A 16,229-nucleotide genomic window follows, 5' to 3' on the forward strand; every position below is an offset into this window, starting at 1 on the left:
GGACGCCTGCGCGAAGCGTTCCCGCACGCTCTCGTGCTCGTCGAACCACTTCCTGCCCATGCCCGCGAACTGGGAACCCTGCCCAGGAAACACGATCACGAGATCCTTCATGACTGTACCTTTTCCTTCGACGCGGACCTGCCCAGGATTCCGAGGACTTTCAGGTGGCCGCCCAGCAGCTGTTCCACCCGCGCGGGGTCCACCTCGCGGGCGTGGTCGATCCGGACCACGACGGGGTCGGCCAGGACGTCGATCGCGTACACGACGTCGAAGTGACGCAGGAGGTCGGCCTCCGCCACCTGCCGGGCGCTGCCGCACGCGACGGACACGGTGCGGTCGGCACCCCGGCAGGCGACGAACCGCTGGAGGTCGAGCCGGTCGTTGTGGTCGCGCTGCCGGCGGTAGTCGTCCAGCACGTCGGCCAGGTCGGCCGTGCCGGCGAAGTCGAACCGGATCACGGTCGCCCGGGCGTCGTCGTCGACGACGCACAGCGAGATGTCGTCCGTTCCGAGCACCTTGTGCAGGGTGACGGCGAGCGCGACGTGGGCCAGCTCCTCCGGCTCCTGCGTTCCGCTCTTGCGCAGCCGGCGCAGGGCGGTCATGGTCCGCGCGGGCAGCGCGGCCTCGACCCGGCCGTCGGCGGTGGCGTCGTGCGTGAACCACGACTCGGGCAGCCGGACACCGAAGCCGGTCAGCAGCACCTCGGCTTCCCGCCCGGCGAGCCGGGACTCCAGGAGCTTGCGGAGCTTCCCGATCGTCGGGTTCGCGAACAGGTCGCTCACGTCGAGCATGCCCGGGAACTGCTGGTGCAGCTCCTCCATCAGCAGGACCAGGCTGAACGAGTTGCCGCCGAGGTCGAAGAAGCTCTCGTCGGCGCTGATCGGAACGTCGCCGAGAACCGTGCGCCATGCCGTGACCAGATCCTGGGCGACGCCGGTGCCCCGCTCCTCGGGACGCCCCGGCTCCACCGGCTGGCCGGCCTGTGCCGCCAGCGTCTTGCGGTCGACCTTGCCGCTCGTCGTCATGGGGATGTCCGACACCACGGTCAGGGTCGCCGGGACCATGTAGTCGGTCAGCCGCTCGGCCAGCCAGTCGCGCAACGCCTCCGGCGCCAGGTAGCCGCCTTCGCGTACCTGATAGAACCCGCGGATGACCTGGCTGCCGCTCGGCAGGTCCTGGACGATCACCGCCGCGCCGGTCACCAGGTCGTGCCCGGTGATGGCGAGTTCGATCTCGCCCAGCTCGACCCGGTAGCCGCGGATCTTCACCTGGTCGTCCATCCGGCCCAGGCAGTGGACCTCGCCGTCCTGCCACAGCGCGCGGTCGCCGCTGAGGTAGATCCGGCCGTCCCCGAACGGGTTCGCGAGGAACCGCTCGCGGGTCAGCTCGGGCCGGTGCAGGTACCCGGGCGACACCCCCAGCCCCCCGATCCACAGGTTCCCGGTCACCCCCTCGGGCACCAGCCGGAGGTTGTCGTCCAGCACGTAGAGCGTGGTGTTGGCGATCGGGGTGCCGATGCTGACCCCGGTGTCCCCGGTGAGGTCCTTGACGCTCGACCAGATGCAGGTCTCGGTGGGGCCGTAGACGTTGTAGACGCCCAGCGACCGGTGCTCCCGCAGGCGCGGCAGCAGGTCCTCCGGGAACGCCTCGCCGCCGACGACGAGCTTGTCCAGCCGCGCCAGCGTGGCGCGCCCCGCCTCCGGGTCGGCGAAGAGCAGGCGCAACCGGGTCGGCGTCATCTGGAGGTACTCGACGCCGTTGGCCGCGACGAACGCGGCGATCTCCGCCGGCGTACGGACCTCCGACTCGCCCGCCACCACGACCGTCCCGCCGGTGACCAGGGTCAGCAGCGTCTCCAGCAGGTGGATGTCGAACGACGGGGTGGTGAGGCAGCCCACCACCTTCCGGTCGGCCCACCCGAGCGCCGCGGGCATGCCGACGAGGAAGTTCGCCAGCGACCCGTTCGTGACCGTGACGCCCTTGGGTGTCCCGGTCGACCCGGACGTGAAGATGACGTACGCCAGGTCGTCCGGCCCGCCCGGTGACCCGGCCGGCGGGGCCGGGTCGACCGGGGTGTCCGTCGGCAGGTGGAGCGCGAGGTCGCCGAGTTCCACCGCGGCGGCCAGCTCCTCGCCGCAGACCACCCTCGTGGGTTCGGCGGTGTCGATCACGAGCCGGAGCCGCTTCGCCGGGTCCTTCACGTCCATCGGGAGCCACGCGGCGCCGATCCGGTTGACCGCGAGCATCAGCGTGACCAGCTCGGGCGTGGGCGGCAGCAGGAGCCCGACCAGGTCGCCCCGACCGAGGCCGCTCTCGCGCAGCACACCGGCGTACCGGTGCACCCGCTCGGCGAGGTCGGCGTAGCTGACCTCCTCGCCGCGGTACCGGATCGCGGGTCGTCCCGCGTGCCTGCGCACCGCCGTGTCGAACATCTCGGCGAGGCTCGGCAGGTCCGCGACGACCGGCCCGGTGCCCAGGGCCAGGAGCCGGTCGCGCGTCTGGTCGTCCAACCGGGACAGGTCGCCGACCGTCTGGTCCGGCTCCCGCACCACCCGGGCGATCAGGTCGACGTACTGCTCGGCCAGCTCGGTCATCCGCCGCTCGCCGTACACGCCGGAGAAGTTCAGGTCGCCGAAGAGGCCGCCGTCGCGTTCGGTGAGCTCCAGGGCGAGCGCGAACATCGAACGGGGCACCGCGAAGTCCTCCGACGTGCCGTGCACGTCGCCGAACCGGTGCACGCGCTCGCGGGCGTTGGTGAAGGTGAACATCACGTCGAACAGGGCGTTGCGCCCGAAGTCCCGGTCGAGGTCCAACTCCTGGATCAGGACGTCGTACGAGTAGGGCGCATGCTCGACGGCGGCGAGGCTGGTGTCCCGCACCGCGCGGAGCAGGTCCGGCAGGCGGGTGTCCGCGGTGGCACGGATGCGCAGCGGCAGCGACTGGGCGAACATGCCGACGGTGTCGTCGAACGAGCCGATGATCCGCTGGTCCAGGGGGACGCCCACGCACAGGTCGTCGGTGTCCGCGGCGGTGGCCAGCAGCACCGACCACAGCGACAGGTAGAAGATGAACGGCGTGGTGCGGTGCCGCTCGATGACCGCCTTGGCCGCCTGGTGCAGCGCGTCGTCGATCCGGAAGTAGTGGTGCGTGCCGGTGAAGTCGTTGACCAGCGGGTACGGGGAGTCGGTCGGCAGGTTCAGCGGCGGCGGGACGGTGTCGAACTGGCGCAGCCACCACCGCCGGTGCTCCTGGTAGGAGGGCAGGGCGACGGACCGGGCCTGCTGCCGGACGAACGCCGGGTAGCCGTCGGACCGCACCCGCGTCAGCTCCCCCCGCGCGAGGTACTCGGCGAGGTCGGTGAGGAGGATGTCGATCGACCCGCCGTCGGCGATGATGTGGTGCAGCGAGAGCAGCAGGTGGTGGGTGCCGTCGGCGTCGATGACGATCCCGTAGCGCCACAGCGGCGGGGTCGCCAGGTCGAACGGCCGGTTCATCACCGCGACGACGTCCTCGGTACGCAGTCCGGGGTCGCGCCTGTGGTCGAAGAGGTGGAACTCCGGGGTGACCTCCGCCGCGAACCGTGCCGTGATGTCGGTCGCGTCGATCTCGTAGTAGCCGCGCAGCTTCTCGTGCTTGTCGGCGATCGCCCGGAACGCCTCGGCGAGCCGCTCCCGGTCGGGGGCACCGTCGAAGCGCAGACCGGCCAGGATCTGGTAGGCCTCGTTACCGCCGCGCATCCGCGACAGCACGTAGACCCGCTTCTCCTGCTCGGACACCGCGGTGGGGTCGAGCGGGGCGAGGTCGGCGGCCCGGGGGCCGGCGGGCAGGCCGCGCGGCGCGGTCGACGTCGACCGCCGGAAGTCGAAGCCGCCCCGGCGCAGCGCGTCGACGCTGGCGCGGATGGCCTCGAAGATGCGGTCCTGATGGTCGCGGGTGTGCGCCAGCGAGAAGAAGGCGGTCCGGCGTTCCCACACGTAGACGCCGTGGAACAGCATCAGCTTGAAGAACAGGTTCAGCGTCAGCGACATGTGGCTCATGTCGCGCGGGACGACCGTCTCGTACTTGTACAGCGACGCGAAGTGCGACACCTTCAGCGGCACTTCCTCCGCCTCGAAGTAGTCGTTGACGCGACGCGCGAAGTCGGCGGTGAGCTGGTTGACGGCGGCGAGTTCGGTGGCGCCCCGCTCGCGCAGGTAGGACAGCACGGCCCGGCACGCGGCCATCGTCAGCGGGTGCTTGCAGAAGGTCCCGGCGAAGAACGTCGTGGGGACCGCCGGCTTGGAGTCGTCCACGTCCGACCACGCGCCGCCGTCGACCGCGTCGAGGTACCTGCTCCGGCCGGCGATGATGCCGATCGGCATCCCGCCGCCGACGAGCTTGCCGTACAGCGACATGTCCGACTCGACGCCGAAGTGCTCCTGCGCGCCGCCCAGCGCGATCCGGAAACCCACGATCATCTCGTCGAAGATCAGCGCGATGCCGTGCTCGGTGCAGATCTCGCGCAGCTCCCGCAGGAACTCGGTGGGCTGCAACGTCGGGTTACGCGACTGGACCGGCTCGACCAGCACGGCGGCCAGTTCGGGGCCGTGCCGCCGGATGCGGTCCAGCGACTCGGCACTGCCGTAGGTGAGCACCATCGTGTCGTCGACCGCCGACTGCGGGATGCCGATCGAGGTGGGGATGCTGTCCTCGCCGTCGGCCTCGGCCAGCACCGCGTCGTAGCTGCCGTGGTACGAGGTGAGGAACCGGACCACCTTGTCCCGACCGCTGACGGCGCGGGCCAGGCGCACCGACACCATCACCGCCTCGGTGCCGGTGTTGCAGAACGCGACCCGCTCGGCGCCGGTCAGCTCGTGGACCAGTTCCGCGACCTCGCCCGCCATCCGGTTCTGCGGGCCCAGCTCGTAGCCGCGGTCGAGCTGGTCGCGGACGGCGTCGAGGATGAAGTCGGGTTGGTGGCCGAAGAAGTGGACGCCGTAGCCCATCGCGGTGTCGACGTACTCGTTGCCGTCCACGTCCCAGAACGTCGCCCCGCGTGACCGGGCCGACACGACCGGGTAGACCGTCTCCTTGATGCTCGGGTTGAAGTTCAGCGAGGCGATCCAGTCCGCCAGCACCTCGCGGTGCTGCCCGGTGTACGTCCGGGAGGAGGGTGTCCTCGCGGTGTACCGCGTCACGAAGTCGCGGATGAAGGCGCTCTGCTCGGCGGTGAGCCGGTCCTGGCTCAGCTCGATGTTGTTGCTGTACGTGCCGACCTTGCGGGCTGCGGGCGCCGGGCGGCGCTTCGTCACCTCCGGAGCGACCGGAGCGACCGGAGCGACCGGGGCGACCGGGGCGACCGGGGCGACCGGCGCGACCGGCGTCGCACCCGCCGTCGCGCCCGACAACACTGCCAACTGCTGCTGCATGATCTCGAGCTGCTGCCGGATGAGGGCTTCGACGCCGGGCGCCTGCGTGGCCGCCGGGTCGGGTCGACCGTGGGTCCCGGCCACCGGCGCGGCGGCGACCTGCGGCTCCGGGATCGCGGTCGCCGCAGGCACCGCCGGGGGCGTCGGGGGCGCCGGTGCCACCTCGGCGGGCCGGTGTTCGAGGACGAAGTCGGCCAGCAGGCCGGGCGTGTAGAGGGACTCGAAGAACGCCTTGATCGGGATGTCGATGGCGTACTCGGCCTCGACGCGCTTGCCCAACTGGACGAGCATCAGGGAGTCGATGCCCAGCGCGAAGAGCTGCACCGACTCGTCGATCGCGTCGACGCCGACCCCGGTGACCTGGCTGACGCACTGCTTGACGAACGTGAGTACCGGCTCGCGATCGGCCATCCGCTGGACACCGGTCCCTTCCAGTTCGGCGACGACGGACCGCGCCACGTCCTCGGCGACGGCCGACCGCGCCACGTCGGTGCGCGCCGGGGCGCGGTCGGAGTACCAGATCCGCTGCCGGTCGAACGGCGTGCGCGGCAGGTCGCGGACGAGGGTGCCGGCCGCGCCGGGCAGCCGGTCGTACTCCAGCGACCGGCCCCACCGCCAGAGTTCGGCCGCGCTCTCCAGCAACTGCCGGCAGTCCGAACGTCCCTTCCGCAGGCTCGGGACGACGATGGCGGTGTCCGCGAACTCCTGCGCGATCAGGCCGCCGACCGTGGCCGTCGCGCCGACCTCGACGAAGACCCGCGAGCCGCGGTCGATCGCGGCACCGACGGCCGCCCGGAACAGGACCGGCTCGACGAGGTGCCGGCTCCAGTACGCCGCGTCGATCGGCGCGTCCGCGGTGACCGGCTCGCCGGTCCGCGTCGAGATCCACGTGACGGCCGGCGGGTCGAACTCGTGGTGCCGGATCTGCTCGTACAGGTCGTCGGCGGCCTGGGCCATCCGGACCGAGTGGTACGGGTGCGAGACGTCCAGGCGCTCGGTGAAGATCCGCTGCTTGCGCGCGGCCTTCAACACCGTGGTCATGCTCTCGGCGGACCCGGCGACGGTGGTGTTCTCGGAGGCGTTGACCGCGGCGACGGAGACGTCGGGGTGGTCGGCCAGGAGCTGCTCCGCCCGCTCCCGGGAGCACAGCAGCGTCGCCATGGAGCCGTCGCCGGTCGAGGCCGCCACGACCCGCGCCCGACGGGTCACCAGGTCGACCGCCTGGGTGAGACTCATGACGGAGGCGAAGCAGGCGGCCGCGTACTCGCCGATGCTGTGGCCGATCACGGCCGACGGCGTGACGCCGAGCGCCTGCCAGTACCGCGCGAGCGCCAACCCCACCGCGAAGATCATGGGCTGCGTGTACCGCGGTGACCGGAACGACGCCTCGTCGTCGCCGAACATGGCCTCGATCGGGGAGACGTCGCCGATCCGGCGGAACACCCGGTCGATCTCGTCCAACTCGCGCCGGAACAGCTCGGCGTGCTGGTACAGCTCCCGGGCCATGCCCGGGTACTGCGTGCCCTGGCCGGAGAAGACGAACACCTGGCCCGGGTCCACCTGGTCACGGGTGGTCCCGGCGGCCAGCGCCGCCTCGACCGCGGCCGGGATGCCGGCGACGGAGTCGCAGACCAGCGCCGCCCGGTGTCGCAGGCCCGCTCGTCGGGTACCCAGCGTGTGGGCGATGTCGGCGAGGTCGGCGGTGGTGCCCTCGCTCCACTCGGCCAGGTTCCGCAGGGCGGTGCGCAGTCCCGCCTCCGACTTCGCCGAGACGGGCAGCAGGCGCGGCAGACCGGAGGACGCGGGCCGCGCGGGGCGCGCCTTCGGCTGGTACTCCTCCACGATCATGTGGGCGTTGCTGCCGCTGATGCCGAAGGAACTGATCCCGGCGCGACGCCGGCCGCCGGTCGGCTGCCACGCGATCTCGTCGGCCACCACCTCGATCGGGGTGGCGTTCCAGTCGATCAGGCGGTTGCCCTCGCGGAAGTGCAGGGTGGCCGGGAGGCGGCCGTGCCGCATCGACACGATCACCTTGCACAGCGCCGCCATCCCCGCCGCGGACTCCAGGTGCCCGAGGTTGGATTTGACGCTGCCGACGTACAGCTTGCCGGTCCGGCCGGCGAAGACCCGGGCCAGGGCGTTGAGCTCCTGCGGGTCGCCGATCGGCGTACCCGACCCGTGGGCCTCGACGTAGGAGACGTCCTCGATCCCGACGCCCGCCTCGGCCATCGCGGCCTCGACCGCGCGTTGCTGGGCGGCGCCGCTCGGGACGGTGAACCCACCGCCCTGACCGTTGTGGTTGATCGCCGATCCGCTGATCACGGCCAGGATGTCGTCGCCGTCGCGTTCGGCGTCGGACAGCCGCTTGAGGATGACGACCGTCCCGCCCTCGCTGCGGATGTAGCCGTCGGCGCCGTCGTCGAAGCTGCGGCACCGCCCGGTCGGGGACAACGCCTGCAGCCGCGACCACGACACGTGGCCCTCGGGGCTGAGGATCAGGTTCACCGCCGCGGCGACGACCATGTCGCAGCCGCCCTGCCGGAGCTCCCGCCCGGCCTGGTGCAGCGCGTACAGCGAGGACGCGCAGGCCGCGTCGATCGCCTGGCTGGGACCGGCGAAGCCGTAGCTGTAGGAGATCCGCCCGGCTGCCGAGTTGGCCATGTTGCCGGTGTAGGTGTACCGCTCGGCCGGGTGACCGAGGTTCTTGCCGACCTGGGTGTAGTCGTTGTTGTAGATGCCGACGAAGACGCCGACCCGCCGGTCCCGCCCCGCCGTGGCCGGGTTGATCCCGGCGTCCTCGAGCGCCTCCCAGGTCAGTTCCAGCAGCAGGCGCTGCTGCGGGTCGATCGACTCGGCTTCGGCTGGTGAGATGTTGAAGAACAGCGGGTCGAACTGGTCCACCTGGTCGAGGTAGCCGCCCTGGGTGGTGGTCACCTCGCTGGTGTCCAGGTCGCTGTGCGACCACCGGTCGGCGGGTACCTCCCGCACCACGTCGACCTTGCCGCTCAGCGTCTCCCAGAGCTGGTCGCGGGTGCTGATGCCGCCGGGCAGCCGGAACGCCATGCCGACCACCGCGACGGGCTCCGCGGAGAAGGAGCCCGGCGACACCGGGGCGGCGGTACGCGCGTGGGTCGGCTCGCGGCCCCGCTCGACCCGGCGGGTCAGCTCGTCGGTGAGCGCGTCCGCGGTGGGGTGGTCGATGATGAACGTGCTCTCCAACGAGACGCCGAGTTCCCGGGCCAGCCCGCTCTGGAGCTCGATCAACTGCATCGACGTGCAGCCCAGCTCGAACAGACTCTTGGCGTGGTCGTCCCGGGCCAGCTCGGGGCCGATCCCGAGCACGCCCGCGACCTGCGCGGACACCAGGCCCGCCAGCGACGGGCCGGCACCGGCCGGCCGGGCCGGCGCGGCGTGCGCACCGGAGCCGGCCGACGCGGGCGCATCCAGGTCGGACAGGTCGACCGGCCGGCCGCGCCCGGCGAGTACCGGCTCCCAGTCCACCGCGACACCCTGCACGTGCGCCTCGGCGAGCGAGGTCAGGAAGTGCTCGATGCGCTGCTGGTCGCGGCGCAGCGAGGTGAGCACCGGCACCGTCGCGCCGACGGCCTCCACGGTCTGCCGCGTGGCCAGGGTCAGCACCGGGTGCGCGCTGAGTTCGACGAACGCCTGGTAGCCGTCGGCCAGCATCGCCCTCGTGGCGCTCTCGAAGAGCATCGGCCGGCGCAGGTTGTGGTACCAGTACTCCGCGTCCAGCCCGGCGGTGTCGAACGTCCCGCCCGTCATGCCCGAGTAGAACGGGATGCCCGAGGTTCGCGGGCTGATCGACGCGAGCGAGGTCAGCACGGCGTCCCGTACCTCCTCGACGCGCGGCGAGTGCGCGGCCAGCGGCACGGACGTCACGTGCGCGTAGACACCCGCGGCGCGCAACTGCTCGGCGGCGAGGGCGAGGACTTCGCCGTCGCCGGAGACCACCACCGTGCGCGGCGCCATCACGCCGGAGACGTCGACGTCGTAGCCACGGCCGGCGAACCACGAGGTCACCTCGTCCACCGGCAGCGCCACCACGGCCATGCCGCCCCGGCCGGCCAGCGTCGACTGGGCGCGGCTCCACAGCACGGCGGTCTTCGCGGCGTCGTCCAGGGACAGCGCCCCGGACACGTAGGCGGCGGCGGCCTCGCCGATGCTGTGCGACACGACCGCGTGCGGCTCGACGCCGTAGGACCGCCACAGTTCGGCGAGCGCGACCATGATCGCGAACAGCACCGGCTGCACGACGTCGGTCTGCTGGTACAGGTCCGGGGAGTCCGACCTCAGCACGTCGACCAGCGACCAGTCCACGTGTGGCGCCAGCGCGTCGGCGCAGTCCTCGACGCGCCGGGCGAACACCGGCGCGGAGTCGAGCAGCTCCTCGGCCATACCGGGCCAGACCGCGCCCTGGCCGGGGAAGACGAACGCCGGGCGGGCCACGGCCGTCGCCGTTCCCCGCACCACGTGCGGACTCGGCCGCCCCTGGGCGAGCAGGCGCAGCGACGCGGCGAGATCGTCGCCGCCGCCCAGCAGCACGGCCCGGTGCGCGTGCGGCGGTCGGGCCGCCAGCGTGCGAGCCACGTCCAGGGGGTCGGCAGCGCTGTTCTCGACGAGGTCGCCCAACCGCCCGGCGATGTCGCGCAGCGACTGCTCGTTCGGCGCGCCGAGGATCCAGGGAATGGTCACCGGTGCCTCACCACCCGGTCACACGGGGTGCTTGCCATGACGGTCTCCGGGGTGTTCGCGACGCGCGGGATCGGACACGGTTCATCGCCCTAGGCCTTCCGGGCGAACTTCTTGTAGCCGACGTCGGCGATCAGGATCTGCTGCAACTGGGAGGTGCCCTCGATGATCTCGAGGATCTTCGCCTCCCGGAACAGGCGTTCCGCCGGGTATCCCGACCAGCACCCGTTCCCGCCCAGCACCTGGACCGCGTCCGACGTCGCGCGCTGGGCGATCGTGGACGAGAAGTACTTCGCGATGATCGTCTCCGTGGCCGCGTCCGCGTCGCGCCGCGCGAGCGACCGGCCCGCGCTGCGACACAGCTCCCGGGCCGCGGCGACGTTGGTGACCGTGTCGGCGACCATCTTCTGCACCAACTGCTGCGTGCCGATCTTGACCCCGAACTGCTCACGTCGCGTCGCGTAGGAGCACATCTCCTCCAACGCCGCCTGCGCCAGCGCCACACCAGCCCACGCGATGCTGTACCGGCCGTGCAGAAGGGCCGTGTTCACCACGAAGCCGAAGCCCGCGCCGACGCCTGCGATGAGGTTCTCCGCCGGCACCTCGACGTCGTCGAGCTCGACCTCCGCGATGTGGGTCGCGCGGTTGCCGAGGAAGCCGGACATGGGCCGGGTCCGTACGCCGGGCATGTCGCGCTCCACCATGAACGCGCTCGGGACGCCGTTGTCGGAGGCCAGCACCAGGAACAGGTCGGCGACACCGGCGAAGGAAATCCACTTCTTGCGACCGTTGAGGACGAACGAGTCGCCCTTGCGGATGTACGACGTGGCGACCGAGGCCGCGTCCGACCCGGCGCCCTCCTCGGACAGTGCGAAACAGCCGATCTTCTCGCCACGGGCGAGGGCGGCGAGGTACTTGCCCTTGAGCCGTTTCGACGCCAGATCGAGCAGCGTCCCGGCCACGATGGAGGTGTGGACGGTCAGCAGCGCCCGGGTGGACGCGCAGGCCTTGCCGATCGCCTCGGTGAATTCGCCGTACTCCAGCGGACCGAGGCCGAGGCCGCCCCACGCGGTCGGAATCGACGCGCCGAGAAAACCGTTCGCCGCCATCTTCTTGATGACGTCCTGCGGCAGGAACTCGTCACGGTCGAACTCCGCGGCGCGCGGCGCCAACTCGGTCTCGGCGAACAGTCGCGCTCGGGCGATGACGTCGGACCGTTCTGTGTCACTCACCGGCCGAGGCCTTCAGCTCACCGACCATGTCCGCGAGACGGCGGACCGAACTGAAGTTCTGCAGGATGATGTAGTCGTCCGGGACCTCGATGTCGAAAGTCGACTCGACGTAGTGCAGGAGTTGCATCGCGAACAACGACGTGAAGTAGCCGCGCTCGAAGATGTTGTCCTCGTCGTCCAACTCGACGTCCTGGAACGCGGTCATGTTCTCCCGCAGGTATCCCCGAATCTTTGTCGCCGCATCCGCCACCATCACGTCGGCCATGTTCGCCACCACCTCGTCACGCATCGATCTTTACCTTGATGTACCCGGGGTATTCCTGGCGGACCGCGAGATCGTTCTCGTACAGGTAGTCGTTGCCCTCGCGCCACACCACGCGGAAGTTCGCCAACTGGTAGGTCACCAGCATCTGGCGGTTCCGGTCGGTACGGCGGAAACGGGCGAAGAAGCGCTTCCCGTTCTCGGCGGCCCGGTTCAACAGGAAAGACAACAGGACCGTGCCCACGCCCTTGGACACCGTCCGGCACGACATCAGCAGGAGGTTGACCGTCCAGCGGTCGTCCTGCTTCTCCACCAACGCCACGCCGATCTTGCCGTACGAGCCGTAGCGGTCGGTCAGCTCGCACACCCAGAGGTCGTGGTCGGGGCTGCCCATCAGCTCCTCGAGCTGCTGGTACGAGTACTGGATGCCGGTGGAGTTCAACTGGTTGGTGCGCTCGGTCAGCTCGGCGAGCCGCAGCAGGTCGCCGTCCTTCGCCCGGGAGATCGTGAAGATCATGTCGAGCCCGCCGAGGAACTCGTCCGAGGCGCCCTGGTGGGCGAGTTCCGCCTCGTTGCGGGCCTGATCCTCCAGGTACATCTGCCGGCGGCGGGCGGCGTCCTCGGTCACCACCGGGGGCGACAGCCGGGGCATCGAGAGCATGGTGTCCAGCTCCGCCGAGTCGACCGTCTCGACGTCCGGGTGGACGAAGGCGACCTCGTCGCGCTCGAACGGCTGGTCGTCCACGAACATGATCGTGTCGATGCCGATGTTCAGCTTCTCCCGGATCGCCGCGACGGAACTGGACTTGCTGTTCCAGTTGATCTGCGGGTAGAGGAAGTACTCGGCGAGGCCGACCTCTTCGAGCTTGCGCAGCGCGTCGTCGTGGTTGTTCTTGCTGGCCACCGACTGGAGGATGCCGCGGGCGTCCAAGGTCTTGATCACGTTGACCACACCGTCGCGGAGGACGAGGTCATCGCCGGCAGACAGGGTGCCGTGCCACAGCGTGTCGTCGAGGTCCCAGACGACGCACTTCGCCATCTTCATGGATCGGAGTCCTCCAAGGGATCGCTGCTCGGCGGTGCAGGGGTTGACTGCATCAGGGACTCAGGGAGGTGTTTCAGCGGTGTGAGGAGGTCCAGTGGTGCGGGTGGGCTCAGCGGTCCGCGTAGGTGTAGAACCCCTTGCCGCTCTTGCGTCCCAGCAGGCCCGCGGCGACCATCTTCTTCAGCGTCGGGCAGGCGCGGAACTTGCTGTCCTGGAACTCCTCGTAGAGCACGTTCAGGGAGTTGACCACGGTGTCCAGGCCGATGAGGTCGGCGGTCTCCAGTGGCCCCATCCTGTGCCCGTACCCGAGCTTGAAGATGGCGTCGACCTGCTCCGGCCCGGCGACGCCGTCGTGCACCAGGAAGGCCGCCTCGTTCATGAACAGGTGCGACAGCCGGTTCGACACGAAGCCGGGCATGTCGTTGACCACGATGGACCGTTTGCCCAGCGACCGGACGAACTCCTCGGCCTGCTTGATCGTGTCGTCCGACGTGTGGTAGCCGCGGACGACCTCCGCGCACTCCAGCAGCGGGACCGGGTTCATGAAGTGGATGCCGACGACGTTCTGGGGCCGGGGGGTGCAGGCGGCGAGCTTGGTGATGGAGATGCAGCTCGTGTTGACCGCGATCCGCACGCTCTCGCCACAGACGTCACGCAGCGCGAGGTACAGCCGCTCCTTCGCGGCCAGGTCCTCGACGATGTTCTCGACGATCCAGTCGGCCCCGGCGAGTTCGCCGAGGTCGGCACCGTAGCGGATGCGGCCGAGGATCTCGTCGGTCTTCCAGGCGGCTGCGGCCGGGGACATCATCCGGAACTTCCGGACGAGCCGACGGAGATCGCGGGGTACGGCGGCCAGCACGTCGGGATCGTGATCGGACAGGATCACGTCGTAACCGTTGGCCGCGCACGTGATGGCCACGTCCTTGCCCATCACACCCGCGCCGATGACCCCTACTGTCGCCATTCTCTAGCCGCCCCCGGTAATGGTGGAAAAACGCACGCGTATCCACGCGGACGTCTCCCCAACATTCGTCTTCGCACATCAAGCAACGACGTCGGGCCTCATACCGACCCGGCGCTTATTTCACGATTACCCCGCTGTTCGGATCCACTCCACGAATAAGTGGAAACCGGCAACAGGCTCTCGCTCCCCCACCGTTGCGAGTTGTGTCAGGTTCAGAACTTCGTGCGACGGATAATACACAGAGCCCTGCGGGCCGTAAAGGCACAACCGGCACTACGGATGGTAGTCGTTCAATTGCGGACCGTCTCTGCGCGACATCGTCTACCCCACCTGGTGATCATGCCGGTAACAATTCACACTCACCCGGCCAGGACATACCACCGTCAAAGCAATCTGTTCCGCAGCAATAACGGTCAAAACCGGTCAGGAGTCGAAATACGTAGATGATCTACCTATATCCTGCGCTGCGATGAAATTTTCTTGATCCACAGGCGACGGACCACCGGGCCGCCGGGCAGCCCGCCTCGGCCTTCCCGCACGTCAACGGCCGGGACGCGCACGTCACCGGCCAGGACCGGTGCCGCAACCATGCCGCACCGTCCTCAATCGAGACGATCAGAGTGAAAGCACGCGGTTCACCACTCCTCGGCGGGCCGGTCCCGGGGGCAGCCGGGCCCTCGCGTGCGGGCAGCGGATCGGCGCCATCGGACTCGACGCGTTCACGCGCAGTTGGTCTCCTATTGAACACAACGCGCGATGCCGGTACCGAATCCCCGATGCGCGGCCCACCTTCATCACCCATAGCGACGCTCACTGCTCGGCACGCCGCCGGCCGCCAGTTTCCCGTTCCCCGTTCCCCTTTCACCGCCCGACAGCACCGCTCACTGCTTGGCAACAACACCGGGGGACGGTTACCGTGCCCCCAGCCGGCGCAGGGCTTTGCAGGTGCCGCAACCGGACCGGGCAACTGGCGTCACGCGTCGCCGGCCTCAATGACAAAATCCGAGCCCCGAGGAAGAATCATGGACCGAACGTTCGCTGACGACGTCGGCGATTGGCTGGTCGCCCAGGCCGACTCGCTCATCAAGGTCGGCGGCACCAAACAGCTCATGGGATCGACCTGGTCCGTGCTGCCCGAGGTGTGGCCTCCCGATCCGGCGACCGAGGTGTTCACCTCCGCGCTGCCCCTCGGTCCCGGCACCCGGTTCCTCGAGATCGGGTGCGGAGCGGGCGTGACGAGCGTGGTGGCCGCCATGCGCGGCTGCGAACGCGTCGTCGCGACCGACATCAACCCGGCCGCCGTCGCCAACACCGAGCTCAACGCCAAGGCGCACGACGTCGGACACAAGGTCGAGGCGCTGACCAGCGACCTGTTCCACGAACTCGGCCCCGAGGACGTCTTCGACCTGATCGTGTCCAACCCGCCCCTCGTCCGGGCGAGGGAGGACCGCGTCTACGACCGGCCGATCGAGCACTCGGTGTTCGACCCGGGCTACACCCTCCACCAGCGCTTCTTCCACGAGGTGAAACCGCACCTCGCGGCCGGCGGACACGTCTTCATGAACACCAGCGACACGATGGGTGATCCGTACTCCATCGTGGCCCTCGCGGTCCGGATGGGCTTCTCCGCGCGCAAACACCACTCGAACCGGATCGAGATCCCCGGGACGCTGATCGGGTGGACCCCCGCCATCGCCGCCGCCGCGGACGAGCGAGGTATGATCCACATCGATTCGTCGATCTACGAGTTCAAGCTGCTCTGAGCACGAGGAGGACGAGCCCGCACCGTCCACGGTGGGCACGGGCGGGGCGGCCCGTGCGGGGGTGAGATGCCCAGGTCGCCGACGGCCTGGGCAGCGCCTCCCTACCGGGGGGTGGTGACGGCGGCTACCGGCCGGAGCCCGGTGACGACTGCTGGCCCAGCAACCAACGGCGCCAGCCCACTACGTCCTTGCCCGAGCCCGTCGAACGGACCTTCACATCGCCCAGCAGGGTGTGCGCCCGGATCCGGATCCGCGGTGTTCCCGGCACCGGGGGGATCGGGGCAAGCTGGAGTTCACGGTCGCTGAGCAGGCCGATCCCGGCAAGCTCGACGTCCACCCCGTCGGGCACCGTTATCTTGATGTCACCCAGGAGGCTCCACGCCTCGATCTCCACGACGGCCTCGGCGCAGACAGTCGTCCGCAGGTCAAGGTGGACGTCGCCGAGCAGACTGAACGTCCGCAGCCGGGCAGGCAGCCGCCACCGCCCCACCCGCCGCTGGTCGCCGAGGATCGCGACCACGGTCGACACGGTCTGCGCACTCCCGACCGGAGGCGGCTGCACGACCACCCCGGCCGTCGCCCGCTCCAGATCCTCGACGCGCTCGGCCGCCCACACCGCCCCGACCCGATCGCTGAACTCCTCCAGGGTCAGCCGGCCCTCGCCGACCGCCTCCCGCAGCGCCGTCGCGGCGGCCTCCTGCTCCAGCTCACTCGGTTGCCGTGACAACTGCTCAGGTCGAGGCTCGATCTCCACCTTGTCGAGCCTACCGGCCCACACCCACCGCTCGTTGAGGGGTTCACGTCCGGCCGATCCGGCAGAGGGTTGCCGGGCCACCGGTCGACCA

Annotated in this window: 8 protein-coding genes (1 of these 8 only partly in view); 1 reads left to right on the forward strand and 7 read right to left on the reverse strand. The window is 70.0% G+C overall.

The features are described from left to right. The 6 genes from ACQUFX_RS12635 to ACQUFX_RS12660 form a co-directional block, all read right to left on the reverse strand. Positions 1 to 111, reverse strand: the beginning of a protein-coding gene (locus ACQUFX_RS12635; protein ID WP_428966214.1) for an ACP S-malonyltransferase. Its footprint begins 1,137 nt before the window's first position; only the first 111 of its 1,248 coding nucleotides appear in the window; the start codon lies at positions 109 to 111; its stop codon lies beyond the left edge, outside the window. Then, a complete protein-coding gene (locus ACQUFX_RS12640; protein ID WP_428966215.1) occupies positions 108 to 10,121 on the reverse strand; it encodes an amino acid adenylation domain-containing protein in 10,014 nt (3,337 codons plus the stop codon). Before ACQUFX_RS12640 ends, ACQUFX_RS12635 begins: the two co-directional genes overlap by 4 nt. An 89-nt stretch (positions 10,122 to 10,210) precedes the next feature. Next, positions 10,211 to 11,350, reverse strand: coding sequence for an acyl-CoA dehydrogenase family protein (locus tag ACQUFX_RS12645; protein WP_428966216.1), 1,140 nt, complete (start codon positions 11,348 to 11,350; stop codon positions 10,211 to 10,213). Next, positions 11,343 to 11,639 (reverse strand): phosphopantetheine-binding protein, encoded by a 297-nt coding sequence (locus tag ACQUFX_RS12650; RefSeq protein ID WP_428966217.1) that lies wholly within the window; start codon positions 11,637 to 11,639, stop codon positions 11,343 to 11,345. Before ACQUFX_RS12650 ends, ACQUFX_RS12645 begins: the two co-directional genes overlap by 8 nt. Next, the gene (locus ACQUFX_RS12655; protein WP_428966218.1) at positions 11,632 to 12,657 is read right to left on the reverse strand and encodes an HAD-IIIC family phosphatase; all 1,026 of its coding nucleotides are present in this window, start codon (positions 12,655 to 12,657) and stop codon (positions 11,632 to 11,634) included. Before ACQUFX_RS12655 ends, ACQUFX_RS12650 begins: the two co-directional genes overlap by 8 nt. 109 nt (positions 12,658 to 12,766) lie before the next feature. Continuing rightward, entirely contained in the window at positions 12,767 to 13,621 is an 855-nt protein-coding gene (locus tag ACQUFX_RS12660; RefSeq protein ID WP_428966219.1) for a 3-hydroxyacyl-CoA dehydrogenase family protein, read from the reverse strand. A 1,022-nt stretch (positions 13,622 to 14,643) separates the two neighbouring features. On the opposite strand from ACQUFX_RS12660, the gene ACQUFX_RS12665 reads away from it, so the two are divergent. After that, positions 14,644 to 15,384, forward strand: a complete 741-nt coding sequence (locus ACQUFX_RS12665) for a methyltransferase (protein ID WP_428966220.1) — start codon at positions 14,644 to 14,646, stop codon at positions 15,382 to 15,384. 124 nt (positions 15,385 to 15,508) lie between these two features. Here the strand turns inward: ACQUFX_RS12665 and ACQUFX_RS12670 are convergent, their stop codons facing one another. Further along, positions 15,509 to 16,138: a DUF1707 SHOCT-like domain-containing protein gene (locus tag ACQUFX_RS12670; protein ID WP_428966221.1), complete on the reverse strand. Its 630-nt coding sequence runs from the start codon at positions 16,136 to 16,138 to the stop codon at positions 15,509 to 15,511. Positions 16,139 to 16,229: the final 91 nt, after the last annotated feature.

It is taken from the genome of Micromonospora fluostatini (genome assembly GCF_050410825.1).
In the GTDB taxonomy this organism is placed as follows: Bacteria; Actinomycetota; Actinomycetes; order Mycobacteriales; family Micromonosporaceae; genus Micromonospora; species Micromonospora rosaria.

Excerpts from the sequence above, each read along its gene's own strand:
- ACQUFX_RS12660 (WP_428966219.1), bottom strand. The coding sequence starts at position 13,621 with ATGGCGACAGTAGGGGTCATCGGCGCGGGTGTGATGGGCAAGGACGTG.
- ACQUFX_RS12665 (WP_428966220.1), top strand. The coding sequence starts at position 14,644 with ATGGACCGAACGTTCGCTGACGACGTCGGCGATTGGCTGGTCGCCCAG.
- ACQUFX_RS12655 (WP_428966218.1), bottom strand. The coding sequence starts at position 12,657 with ATGAAGATGGCGAAGTGCGTCGTCTGGGACCTCGACGACACGCTGTGG.
- ACQUFX_RS12650 (WP_428966217.1), bottom strand. The coding sequence starts at position 11,639 with ATGCGTGACGAGGTGGTGGCGAACATGGCCGACGTGATGGTGGCGGAT.